Here is a 12577-nt window from a genome sequence, read left to right as displayed (position 1 = left end):
AAAATGGCACAACTGATCTACTAACTACCTTTAACTGATATTAATAGCCCCTTTAAATATTATTAATAATAAATATCATTGCTTTAAGTAAGGTTTTATTTAGTAATTGTCTTGAAATAGATGTATATATACCTTATATAAGTGACAGATAACAGTAGGCACTAGACTAAGATAATCCTTAGAGGTGCTATTGAGAATACCAATTATAAAAGGATATAGACATGAGATTTGAGAAGTTTACTCAAAAACTGCAGTCCGCCATTCAAGAAGCACAAAGCCTAGCATTAGGTCGCGATCATACAGGTATCGATCCTGTGCATTTGCTCGCCGTGTTGCTACAAGATGAGTCTAATTTATCTATCTGCCAACAAGCAGGTGCTTCTATCCCAGCGCTAAAAAATGGCGTTGCTAAAGCTTTAGATAACCAAGCGACCATTTCGGAACCGACAGGTGACGTCAACCTAAACCCAAACTCGGTCAAAATCTTGAATTTGGCAGATCGTCAGGCGCAAAAAGAAGGCGATGATTTTATCGCGACGGAATGGGTGATGTTAGCACTCGCTGAGCAGGGCGAAACCAAAAAGATATTTGAAAGTGCTGGCGTAACGGCAAGCAAACTAAAAGCGGTAATTGAGCAATTACGCGGTGATGATACGGTAAATAACCAAAACGCTGAAGATCAGCGTGATGCGCTTAACAAGTACACGATCAACCTGACTGAACAAGCAGAGCTTGGCAAGCTAGATCCAGTGATTGGCCGTGACGAAGAGATCCGCCGTACCATTCAGGTACTATCACGCCGTACCAAAAACAACCCTGTGCTTATCGGTGAGCCGGGCGTCGGTAAAACGGCCATCGTAGAAGGCTTGGCACAAAAAATTATCAATGGTGACGTGCCAGAAGGGCTACGCCGTAAAGAAGTACTGTCGTTGGATTTAGGCGCGCTCATTGCGGGCGCAAAATTCCGCGGTGAGTTCGAAGAGCGCCTCAAAAGCGTATTGAGCGACTTGGCCAAGCAAGAAGGCAATGTCATCCTATTCATCGATGAGCTGCATACGATGGTCGGGGCGGGTAAATCTGAAGGTGCAATGGATGCGGGTAATATGCTAAAACCTGCATTGGCACGCGGTGAACTGCATTGTGTCGGAGCGACGACGCTTGATGAATACCGCAAGTACATCGAAAAAGATGCCGCGCTTGAGCGTCGTTTCCAAAAAGTACTGGTCGATGAGCCAACGGTCGAAGATACCATTGCGATATTACGGGGTCTAAAAGAGCGTTACGAGCTGCATCACGGCGTCGATATTCAAGACAGTGCCATTATCGCTGCTGCGCGCATGAGTCACCGCTATATCACCGATCGTAAGCTACCAGATAAGGCGATTGATTTAATTGATGAAGCGGCCAGTCGTCTGCGCATGGAGATGGATAGTAAACCTGAATCATTAGGTAAGCTTGATAGCCGCTTGATTCAATTAAAAATGCAGCGTGAAGTGCTCAAAAATGAAGAAGATGCTGGCGCGCAAGCCGAGCGTAAAGTGCTCGATGCGCAAATAGCGGAATTGGAAAAAGAGTATGCTGATCTCAACGAGGTTTGGCAGGCAGAGAAAGCATTGGTTAAAGGCAGTCAACAGCTAAAAGACGAGCTAGATAAAGCCCGTATTGCGTATGACAAGGCTAGCCGCGAAGGCGATTATGAGACCATGAGTAAGCTGCAATACGAAACCATTCCGCAGTTAGAACGTCGTATTCATGAGTCTGACTTGGCTGAGCAAAAAGAGCAGACAGGTGAAGGTAGCGGTGTGAAATTGCTACGTAACAAGGTGACAGACAACGAAATCGCCGAAGTGGTTGCGGCCGCGACTGGTATTCCAGTCAGCAAAATGATGCAAGGCGAGCGTGACAAGATGATCGCAATGGAAGAAAAGCTCCATGAGCGCGTCATCGGTCAAAACGAAGCGGTCGAATCAGTGGCCAATGCGGTACGTCGTAGCCGTGCAGGCTTGTCTGATCCAAACCGTCCTTCTGGTTCTTTCTTATTCTTAGGACCTACTGGTGTGGGTAAAACCGAGCTGACCAAATCACTAGCAAACTTTTTGTTTGACTCTGAAGATGCAATTGTACGTATCGACATGAGTGAGTATATGGAAAAACACAGTGTCAGCCGTTTGGTAGGCGCGCCTCCAGGTTATGTCGGTTATGAAGAAGGCGGTACGTTGACTGAAGCAGTACGCCGTAAGCCATATAGCGTCATATTGTTCGATGAAGTAGAGAAGGCGCATCCTGATGTGTTCAACATCTTGTTGCAAGTATTGGACGACGGCCGCTTGACCGATTCGCAAGGTCGTGTGGTAGATTTCAAGAACACTGTAATCATCATGACCAGTAATTTGGGTTCGCATAAGATTCAAGAGATGGTTGGCGAGAGCTATGAGGATATCAAAGCGGAAGTAATGGATTCTGTTGGGCAGCATTTCCGTCCAGAGTTCGTCAACCGTATTGACGAGATCGTGGTCTTCCATCCGCTTGGTATGTCACAGATGGCAGGTATTGCGGATATTCAATTGAATCGTTTACGTCAGCGTATCCAAGAGCGTGAGATGGATATTGAGTTATCAGCGGATGCGATGAATAAATTGGTTGCCGTGGGTTATGACCCTGTTTATGGCGCTCGTCCTTTGAAGCGTGCCATTCAACAAGAGATCGAAAACCCATTGTCATTAAAACTCTTGGCGGGCGATTTTGTCGCTGGTGATATTATCAAAGTCGATGTTGGTGCTGACGACAAGCTAACTTTTGATAAGCTTAGAATGAGCTAATGTCATTGGCTTTGACGTCTTTATGACTCAACTGTACGTTTAAAACAAACCCCTCATCTACAATCGTAGGTAAGGGGTTTTTTATTTATAAGACGCGTTCTACGTTACTGTTTTTTTACCATTTAAATATCTCTTAAATATCAAGACTATGCTATAACTAAATCAATGAATAATAGTATCAGTATCAACTGAATGGAGAAACAGAACGATGACAGCCCATATTGAACGTATAAATATACCTTTAACTTCGCCACTAATCATTGCAGCATTATTGTTTAGCACTGCTGCGTGCTCCAATCCTTCAGCAGTAAGTACTAGTAATAATAAAAGTACCACAACAGAGTCTAAAGAGATTTCTACTTCAGATAACGATACTCAAACCGCCACACAAACCACCACACAAAAAGATACTAGCAAGCCTGACTTTACCACTAAGGCAATCGCTACCTTTGATGAGCCTTGGGCCATGACAGCACTACCCAGTATAGATAGCAAAGCGCCAAAATTACTAGTAACACAAAAAACAGGTGAGCTATTTATCGTAGATACCGCGACGGATAATAAGTCCAAAATCGAAGGCGTTCCTACAGTCGCTTACGGTGGTCAAGGCGGTTTAGGAGACATCATCGTGGCTCCAGATTTTGCGACGTCCAATACCGTTTATCTTAGCTACGCGGAAGCAGGAACAGGAAGTGATAGTAATAAATTTGGTGCTAAGGTTATCAAAGCGACACTCTCAGGATTAGAGACAGCCACACCTACCTTGCAAGATATCACGCCTATCTGGCAACAGTCTCCGAAAGTCACAGGGCAGGGACATTATAGTCATCGTTTGCTGTTTTCACCCGATGGCCGCTATCTATATATCAGCTCAGGCGAGCGTCAAGACAAAGACCCAGCACAAGACATGAATGGCAATCTGGGTAAGATAATACGGTTGAGTCCTGATGGTAACACCCCGACAGACAATCCGTTTACTGTTAATGAGTTGGCCAAACAGTTTTGGACCATCGGACATCGCAATGTGCTTGGTATGGCATTTGACGATAGTGGACAGCTTTGGGCGCATGAAATGGGACCAAAAGGTGGTGATGAATTTAATCTGATTAAAAAAGGCAAAAACTACGGCTGGCCGATTGTATCAAATGGTCGTAATTATTCAGGCACACCAATCCCAGATCACGACACTCGTCCTGATTTTGAAATGCCCAAAATCACATGGACGCCCGTTATTTCACCGTCATCACTGAGTCTATATACGGCTGGTAGCCACAATGACTTTCCAGCATTACAAGGCGATTTTTTAATCAGTGGTTTATCTTCAAAAGCGCTTATTGTCGTAAGTATCGATGAAGATGATAGTGCTACTGAACGCTATCGTTATGACATGGGTGAGCGTGTCCGCAGCGTACTGGCTGTTGATGGGCAGGTCTGGGCATTGGAAGATGGTGATGGTGGACGATTACTCAGATTATTGCCTAAGTAACATCATGATAAAGCTGCTTTTACATCTGTATTTATGTAGACATTTTAAAAAAACTATCAATCTTATTAGAATAAGTTAAAGGTTTTATCAAGTTTTATTTTGTAATTGATTGATAGTTAAAGCCTATTTTGTTAAGGTAATATTCCTTAAATTTTGAGACTTGCACATGGAAGAAGTAAAAGTAGGCAGATTAGGACCTTTTCCACGGGTGAGTAAACCTGTGTTTATTACATCGTCACTGTTGATCGTTGGATTTATTATTTTCGGTGCGCTTTTCACTGAAACAGCAGGGGCAGTTTTTAGTTTTTTACAGAATTTTATTACCGATAAGTTCGGTTGGTTATTTATTATCTTAGTGAATACAGCGCTCGGGCTTTGCATTTACTTAGGAATGAGTCGCTATGGTGATATTCGTTTAGGCAATCAAACGGAGCGACCGCAGTACAATCTGTTTTCTTGGATTGGCATGTTGTTCTCTGCGGGTATTGGTATTGGTCTCGTCTATTGGGGTACAGCGGAGCCGTTGTATCACTTTATGGCACCACCAATGGGCGAGGCCGAAACGGTTGAAGCCGCAAAGCAAGCGATGAATATCTCATTTATGCATTGGGGTCTACACGCTTGGGGCATCTATACGATTGTGGCACTGTCGTTAGCGTATTTTCATTTTCGTCGCGGTTTGCCTTTATCGATTCGCTCAACCTTGTATCCTTTACTTGGCAAAAGAATCTATGGCCGCTGGGGGCATACGGTCGATATCTTGGCCGTGTTTGGTACGATGTTTGGTGTGGTCACCTCACTCGGGCTTGGAGTGATGCAGATCAATGCGGGACTTGAGAAACTATTTGGCATGCCGAATAGTCTCACTGTACAGTTCGGTTTGATAGCTTTCATCACAGCGCTTGCAGCCGCTTCCGTTATGATGGGTCTGGATAAAGGTATTAAGCGCCTTAGTGATATCAATATCGGTTTTACAATCGTTTTATTGGTATTCATGGTTGCTTTAGGGCCAACGCTCTTTATATTTGATAGCTTTATCGAAAATATCGGCAACTATCTGACCGTGATCGTGCCTTTGGGTACGTGGGGCGAGTCTTATAGTGGAACAGATTGGCAAAGTGCTTGGACGATATTTTATTGGGCATGGTGGGTGAGCTGGGCACCATTCGTTGGTATCTTTATTGCCCGTATCTCTCGTGGCCGTACCATCCGTGAGTTTACGTTTGGGGTGCTATTAATCCCTATGCTTATCTTGTTCTTTTGGTTCACGACCTTTGGTGGCGTAGCGATTCACATGGAGCTTGCCTCTGCTGTGACAGGTATTAGCCCAGGGTTGGTTGAAGCAGTACAAGCAGACACGGGTAGCGCAATCTTTAAGCTGGTTGAGTACTACCCACTAGCCAAACCGATTACGTTAATGATTGTTGTCATGATTATGCTTTGGTTTGTAACTTCGTCAGATTCAGCCAGTTTTGTTATTGACATGTTGACCGCTGGTGGTGATACCAATCCACCAAAGATTCAGCGTTTGTTTTGGGCAACCACAGAAGGCGTTATCGCTGCCATATTGTTAGCGGCTGGTGGATTGTCTGCTTTGCAGGCAGCTGCCATCGTAGCAGGATTGCCATTTGCTTTAGTGGTTTTTGTCATAATGTATGCGTTGTTGCGGGGCCTTAGCCGTGACCGTTTGATTCTATATCGAGCGCAGCAAAGCTTTATCACAGATGAATCAGCAGATCATAACTCAGCTGATGAGTTTGTTGACGAGCATCTACTAAAAGGGCCACCTAAGATTGTAAAAGGTGAATAAAAGCAGGTGAAAGTAAGACAACTACTCAAGCTTTTAACAGAAGAAGCCCCAATTTATTTTTAAATTGGGGCTTCTTTATTGGGTGAAGATACTTAAATTTATTCAGGACAGATTCGGATTGCTGAAAATTATTACCGAAATGTTACTACCATTTCTATACATTCGGCAGTATTTACAAGGTGTTATATTTGATAATTCGTTCATACCTTGGTATGGTTACGCACTTTTTTGGGGATATACCTATGGATCATGTAAAAGTTGGCCGATTAGGCCCTTTTCCGCGGGTAAGCAAACCTGTATTTTTGACTTCAGCAATCTTGATACTAGCGTTCATTATTTTTGGCGCTTTATTCAATGAACAAGCAGAAGTAGTATTTAACCAAGCAAAAGCATTTGTCTCTTTACGCTTTGGCTGGTTCTTTATTGTCGTGGTCAATTTAACATTGGTCATGAGTATTTATATGATATTTAGCCGCTACGGCGATATCAGACTCGGTCATCAGAACGAGAGGCCAGAGTACAATATGGTTTCTTGGATTGGTATGCTGTTTTCAGCTGGTATCGGTATTGGGCTGCTTTACTGGGGCACTGCTGAGCCGCTGTATCATTTCATGGCACCACCATTAGGCGAGGCGGAGACAGTTGCCGCTGCCAAGCAAGCGATGAATATCTCGTTCCTACATTATGGTCTACATGTATGGGCGCTATATGGCATGGTTGCGCTATCGCTGGCATATTTTCATTATCGAGTAGGTTTACCACTGGCTATCCGTTCGACACTTTATCCAATATTGGGTAAAAAGATCTACGGCGGTTGGGGGCATACGGTAGATACGCTTGCCGTATTTGGTACGATGTTTGGGGTAGTGACCACGTTAGGTCTTGGCGTCTTGCAGATTAACTCAGGCCTTGAGACGTTATTTGGTATACCCAATAATATTACGGTGCAGATTATTTTGATTGGCCTTATCACCATGCTAGCAGGGTTATCTCTGTTTATGGGGTTGGATAAAGGCATCAAGCGTCTAAGTGATACCAATATATTGTTCACTGTGATATTGCTAAGTTTTGTGATTATCTTTGGACCTACGCAGTTTATCTTTAACAGCTTCGTAGAAAACATCGGCAACTATTTGCATCAAATCGTGCCGTTAGGTCTATGGACAGAGTCTTATAGAGGCGAAGAAAATTGGCAAGCTTCTTGGACGATTTTCTATTGGGCATGGTGGATTAGCTGGTCACCATTCGTTGGAGTATTCGTTGCACGTATCTCTCGTGGCCGTACCATCCGTGAGTTTATATTAGGCGTATTATTAATTCCTATTACGATCTTGTTTTTGTGGTTTACTGCTTTTGGTGGTTCTGCAGTAAATATGGAGTTGGTGGCAGCAGCAGACCCTAACATAGTTAGCCCAGGTCTGATCGAAGCGGTCAAAGCCGATACAGGTAGCGCTATCTTTAAATTGATGGAATCTTATCCATTAACAGGTGCGGTCAACTTGCTCATCGTGGTGATGATTGTATTATGGTTTGTTACCTCGTCAGATTCAGCCAGTTTTGTTATAGATATGCTGACATCAGGTGGTGATACCAATCCGCCAAAGATTCAGCGCTTATTTTGGGCAGGTTCTGAAGGTGTTATCGCCGCTGTATTATTGGCAGCAGGTGGTTTGAGTGCATTACAAGCGGCATCGATTGTCTCAGGGTTTCCTTTTGCTATTGTGATCGTCGTGATGATGTATTCTCTATTGCGCGGTCTCAGTCGAGATCGTTTGATACTGTATCGTAATCAGCAATGGTTCACCACAGAAGAGTCGGCAGAGCATAACTCGGCCAATGAATTCCGTGATGAAGAGTTGCTAAAAGGCCCACCAGCACTTGAGAAAGATGCTTAAGCTTTAGAGTTTATTTCTTAGCTACAAAAATACCCAGCTTATATAGGCTGGGTATTTTTATGGATGTTCAATATTTTTAATAAAAAAGCTTCCAATACAGCAGCTTTCAGTACAGCAGATCTCGATACAATCACTTTATGGATTAATTGCATTCGCCTTTTGTATAACCAATGGCTTCAGGAATATTACAGGCTGAGCAAGCATTGCTAGCCGTTCGGTAGCTAACAATTGATCCAACTTTCGTTTTTACACAGACGGGTTCATATTGTGCCGTACAGATATTATTGGCGGGGTTAGCGGGCGGGCATTGAGTCAGAGGACCTTCAAACTGCTGACTGATATCAGGACTGGATGGGGTAGGTGTTTGACCAGATGTGCCTACATTAGACATAGAGCTACAGCCCGTTAAAGCTAGAACTAATATCAATATAAGTGATGATGGTTTGAACGAAGATTGATTAATTGTGGAAAATCGACGATTGGATAGAGCTTGTTTCATAAGAAATGTCCTTATTCATAATATTCGATAGCGTCCTGTTATCGCTGATGGATTTGCCTACTGAGGCTAAACGCTTAAGCATTTATGGTAGCTCATTTGTCAGTAGCTATCTACTTAAACACCATACAAAACCCCCAAGCTTAATGAAGCTTGGGGGTTTATTTTCTGCAATCGAATACTGATATTATGACAGCATGTCTAAATGAAAGACATCTAGACTGACGACATTCGCTTATTCAGCTGGTTTGTCATCTTGATTTAGCTGCACGTACTTGTCAAAGTTTTGAGCATAATCAGTTAAATTGTCGCTTAGCATTTGGCGATACTGTTTGACATAAAACTCGACGATATCATCTTTTTCTTTGGCGAAATCATCACCTTTGACGAAGCCGATAGAGGCAACTGACGCGCTATAGCGTGCTGCAGCATACAATAAAGAAGCACCTACTTGACCTGAATGTGCTTCAGAACCTAGCTGACTGTTGGCGATACCGATGATAGCGTCAGCACGTTGATAGAATGCCTGCATTTCAGGGGTGATTTCGATGTTAGCATCAGCGTTTTGGTCTTGAATATTGTCTTGAGACATAAGCAACTCCTAATAATAAGTGTCAGTAGTTTTTAGTATATAAAAATGGTTTGTAAACGTTTTAAAGTAGTGACTCTTATAAACCAGCATCTGCTTTTAAGATATCAGCTTTGTCTGTTTTTTCCCACGTAAAGGCAGTCTCTGAGCCTGGACGACCAAAGTGTCCAAAGGTAGCAGTCTGCTGATACATTGGCTGTAGTAAGTTCAACATACGGGTAATGCCGTAAGGACGTAGGTCAAAATGTGTACGAATCAAGCGAATGATTTCATCGTTACTTATTTTGCTAGTACCAAAAGTATTAACAGAGATAGAAGTAGGCTCAGCGACACCAATTGCATAGCTGACCTGCACTTCGCAGCGCTCAGCAAGACCTGCTGCTACGATGTTTTTGGCAACATAACGTACCGCGTAAGCAGCACTGCGATCCACTTTTGAAGGATCTTTACCACTGAACGCACCGCCACCATGACGTGCCATACCGCCGTAAGTATCAACAATAATTTTACGACCAGTCAAACCAGCGTCACCGACAGGACCACCAATCACAAACTTACCAGTTGGGTTGATATGATAGCGTGTGCCAGCGTGTAGCAAATCAGCTGGTAGCACTTGCTTGATGATAGATTCCATCACGGCTTCTTGTAGGTCTGACTGCGAGATGCTTGGATCATGCTGTGTTGATAATACAATAGCATCGATAGCAACAGGACGATTGCCGTCATACTTCAAGGTTACCTGCGCTTTGGCATCTGGACGTAACCAAGGTAGCTCGCCTGCGCGGCGCAGCTCCGACTGACGCTCCATCAAACGATGGGCATACTCGATAGGCGCTGGCATCAGTACTTCGGTCTCATTACTGGCATAACCAAACATTAAGCCTTGGTCGCCTGCACCTTGCTCTTCAGGATCGCTACGATCGACGCCTTGCGCGATTTCAGGAGATTGTTTGCCTAGCATGTTGATGACTGCACAAGTCTCGCCATCGAAGCCTAAGTCTGAATGGTGATAGCCGATGCCATTTACGGTGTCACGAACCAGACGCTCTAAATCGATATTTGCGGTTGTAGTGATTTCACCTGCAAGTATGACGGCACCTGTTTTTACTAAGGTTTCGCATGCCACACGTGCGTGCAGATCTTCACGTAAGATAGCGTCAAGGATAGCATCTGATATTTGGTCAGCCATTTTATCAGGATGGCCTTCGCTCACAGATTCTGAGGTAAATAAGTTGTATTCACGCATAATGGGATCGCTTAATTGAATCAATAAGGGTAGGAAAAGCAGCACATCTAGTGCTGCTCTAATTAATTTTGACCACGCATTTACGCGGCAGATAATCGGTATTTCTTAATTTAAAATCGGTTTTGACTAAAATCTTTGCTAATAAATATGACCAAAGGATGAGCGGACTATCATTTAATCAATATATAAAATGATACTGCCTCGCTCTGATATGGTCTTGGCGGTAACGAGTTGGGTCAGTACTTGCCCTAATAGACAACGCTAATGTGCAGATTGCCTTATCAGAAGCAGGGTAATGGCCAAAATCTCTTAACGTAAAATAGGGTTATTCTACCTTGAAACGTTATAAAACTCTAGTGAGCAACACTTACTCTACTATCAAAAAAGCGAAAGAGGATTCCACCCGACATTAGGGTGGAGGTGAATTCCGCATCACTGGCTAACCTCGTTGGTTCTGAATATATTGCTTAATAAGATCTAATGGCGCACCGCCACAAGAGCTTGCAAAGTAGGAGCGTGACCAAAGCACAGGCTTGGAATAAGCTGCTCTTAAATCAATAAAATCCCCCCTCATTCGTCTACTGGTGACTGACTTCAAGTTATTAACCAATTTGCTTAATTGCACCGTTGGCGGGTACTGGATAAGCATGTGGATATGATCTGCTCCACCGTTACATTCTTTTAATTCAGCATCAAAGCTCTTGCATACCTCAGTGACACACTCACTAAAATAATCATGATGCAGCTCACCTAAAACTTTTTTTCGATACTTAGTAATAAAAACCAAATGAACGTGGAGGTTAAAGGCAGCATGGCGGTTTTTATATATCTCACTCATTGTGATAAAAACTCTTAAATGCTAATATCATAAGTATATTACCAAACACACTCATTAATAAAGAACGCATTTATGAAAATCAACAAAGCGTATAAATTTAGGCTTGAGCCTAATGCAGAGCAGGAGATTATTCTAAATAATCTTGTCGGCTCTGCACGTTTTGTTTGGAATCAAATGCTAGTGATCTCATTTGAGATGTTTGCTAAAGATGAGTTTATCAATGCCACGAACCTCGTTAATAAAATCATGGATCTAAAGAGCAATCCTGATTTCGAGTTCTTAAAAAGCAGCTCAAACGCTGTCTCTTTACAACAAAAAGTACGTGATCTGGCATCGGCTTGGTCACGTTTCTTTAATCCTAAAGTACATGCCAGATTGAAAGAAAATAAAAAGAAACCTCGTAAACCCAAGTTTTTTAAACTGGCTGATGGCACAGAAATTCAACGACGACCATTGATGCCACAATTTAAGCGCAAATCCGATGGGCGTGACTCAATTCGGTTGGTTCAGTTTGATAAATACTGCCGTGTTAAGGGCAATCGAGTAAAACTACCGAATGGCGTGGGCTTGGTGAAGTTTAGAAAATCGCAAGACATTATTGGCACGATTAAAAATGTCACCATTAGCAAGAAATCAGGTCGCTGGTATGTGTCGTTTGGCACAGAGCGCGAGCTGACAGAGAACCCTCGTCATCCATCTAAAAGCGCTATTGGCTTGGACGTGGGCATCAGCAAACTACTCACCACCTCAAACGGTGAATATATTAAACCCAAAAACAGCTTTAAAGCCAATCAACTCAAACTTGCCAAACTGCAACGTGGTTTGGCGAAAAAAGTGAAATTCAGTGAAAACTGGAAAAAGCAAAACCGCAAGATTCAAAAACTCCACAGCCACATCGCCAACATCAGACATGACTACTTGCATAAGATCACCACCAGCATCAGCAAAAGCCACGCCATGATTGCTTGTGAAGATTTAAAAGTCGCCAATATGTCTAAATCAGCCATTGGTACGGTGAAGAACAAAGGTCGTCATGTCAAAGCCAAGTCAGGATTAAATAAATCCATCCTAGATCAAGGATGGGGCATGATGGTCAATATGCTTGAGTACAAGCAGCAATGGCGCGGTGGGTTACTGGTTAAAGTAAATCCACGATACACTAGCCAAACCTGCTCTGAATGCCAGCATATCGCTGTTGATAACAGACAAACTCAGGCAAAATTTGAGTGCGTCAAATGCATGTATGTTGCGAACGCTGATTTTAATGCGGCTCGTAATATATTAGCGGCAGGACATGCCGTTTTGTCTGCGGAGGGAGGATGCAGTAAAGGTCGCCCGTTGAAACAGAAAACAAGCGACCTTCGTGAGAAAGTCGCCTAAGAGCGTTTGCTTTTAGAA

The 12577-nt window shown here is 43.2% G+C and carries 9 protein-coding genes; 5 read left to right on the top strand and 4 right to left on the bottom strand.

Translation table 11 applies throughout. The features are described from left to right. Positions 1-221 precede the first annotated feature (221 nt). The 4 genes from clpB to CXF61_RS08340 all read left to right on the top strand — a co-directional run bounded on the left by clpB (position 222) and on the right by CXF61_RS08340 (position 8010). Positions 222-2819 carry an ATP-dependent chaperone ClpB gene (gene clpB / locus CXF61_RS08355; protein ID WP_165597876.1) on the top strand — a complete coding sequence of 866 codons (2598 nt, stop codon included), beginning with the start codon at positions 222-224 and terminating at the stop codon, positions 2817-2819. Between the two features lie 208 nt (positions 2820-3027). Then, positions 3028-4305 (top strand): PQQ-dependent sugar dehydrogenase, encoded by a 1278-nt coding sequence (locus CXF61_RS08350; protein ID WP_165597875.1) that lies wholly within the window; start codon positions 3028-3030, stop codon positions 4303-4305. Between the two features lie 166 nt (positions 4306-4471). Then, on the top strand, positions 4472-6115 hold the full coding sequence (locus CXF61_RS08345; protein ID WP_165597874.1) for a BCCT family transporter: 1644 nt from the start codon (positions 4472-4474) through the stop codon (positions 6113-6115). Between the two features lie 242 nt (positions 6116-6357). Then, on the top strand, positions 6358-8010 hold the full coding sequence (locus CXF61_RS08340) for a BCCT family transporter (RefSeq protein WP_057760694.1): 1653 nt from the start codon (positions 6358-6360) through the stop codon (positions 8008-8010). A gap of 142 nt (positions 8011-8152) precedes the next feature. Here CXF61_RS08340 and CXF61_RS08335 read toward each other — a convergent pair whose 3' ends face one another. The 4 genes from CXF61_RS08335 to tnpA all read right to left on the bottom strand — a co-directional run bounded on the left by CXF61_RS08335 (position 8153) and on the right by tnpA (position 11179). Next, positions 8153-8401 (bottom strand): hypothetical protein, encoded by a 249-nt coding sequence (locus CXF61_RS08335; RefSeq protein WP_165597873.1) that lies wholly within the window; start codon positions 8399-8401, stop codon positions 8153-8155. A 340-nt stretch (positions 8402-8741) separates the two neighbouring features. Beyond that, a complete protein-coding gene (locus tag CXF61_RS08330; protein WP_165597872.1) occupies positions 8742-9098 on the bottom strand; it encodes a DUF3144 domain-containing protein in 357 nt (118 codons plus the stop codon). A gap of 76 nt (positions 9099-9174) precedes the next feature. Further along, the gene (gene metK, locus CXF61_RS08325; RefSeq protein ID WP_165597871.1) at positions 9175-10341 is read right to left on the bottom strand and encodes a methionine adenosyltransferase; all 1167 of its coding nucleotides are present in this window, start codon (positions 10339-10341) and stop codon (positions 9175-9177) included. Between the two features lie 439 nt (positions 10342-10780). Further along, a complete protein-coding gene (gene tnpA / locus CXF61_RS08320; protein WP_165597870.1) occupies positions 10781-11179 on the bottom strand; it encodes an IS200/IS605 family transposase in 399 nt (132 codons plus the stop codon). 72 nt (positions 11180-11251) lie between these two features. Between tnpA and CXF61_RS08315 the strand changes: the two genes are divergently transcribed. Then, positions 11252-12559, top strand: a complete 1308-nt coding sequence (locus CXF61_RS08315; protein WP_165597869.1) for an RNA-guided endonuclease InsQ/TnpB family protein — start codon at positions 11252-11254, stop codon at positions 12557-12559. The last annotated feature ends 18 nt before the right edge of the window (positions 12560-12577 follow it).

The organism is Psychrobacter sp. 4Dc (assembly GCF_002836715.1).
GTDB lineage: Bacteria > Pseudomonadota > Gammaproteobacteria > Pseudomonadales > Moraxellaceae > Psychrobacter.
Note: the sequence above shows the minus strand (reverse complement) of the source record. Positions and strands in the feature narration are given on the sequence as shown.

What these genes read in the sequence shown, in the direction of transcription:
- clpB (WP_165597876.1), top strand. Translation starts at nt 222, where the DNA reads ATGAGATTTGAGAAGTTTACTCAAAAACTGCAGTCCGCCATTCAAGAA.
- CXF61_RS08350 (WP_165597875.1), top strand. Translation starts at nt 3,028, where the DNA reads ATGACAGCCCATATTGAACGTATAAATATACCTTTAACTTCGCCACTA.
- CXF61_RS08345 (WP_165597874.1), top strand. Translation starts at nt 4,472, where the DNA reads ATGGAAGAAGTAAAAGTAGGCAGATTAGGACCTTTTCCACGGGTGAGT.
- CXF61_RS08340 (WP_057760694.1), top strand. Translation starts at nt 6,358, where the DNA reads ATGGATCATGTAAAAGTTGGCCGATTAGGCCCTTTTCCGCGGGTAAGC.
- CXF61_RS08335 (WP_165597873.1), bottom strand. Translation starts at nt 8,401, where the DNA reads ATGTCTAATGTAGGCACATCTGGTCAAACACCTACCCCATCCAGTCCT.
- CXF61_RS08330 (WP_165597872.1), bottom strand. Translation starts at nt 9,098, where the DNA reads ATGTCTCAAGACAATATTCAAGACCAAAACGCTGATGCTAACATCGAA.
- metK (WP_165597871.1), bottom strand. Translation starts at nt 10,341, where the DNA reads ATGCGTGAATACAACTTATTTACCTCAGAATCTGTGAGCGAAGGCCAT.
- tnpA (WP_165597870.1), bottom strand. Translation starts at nt 11,179, where the DNA reads ATGAGTGAGATATATAAAAACCGCCATGCTGCCTTTAACCTCCACGTT.
- CXF61_RS08315 (WP_165597869.1), top strand. Translation starts at nt 11,252, where the DNA reads ATGAAAATCAACAAAGCGTATAAATTTAGGCTTGAGCCTAATGCAGAG.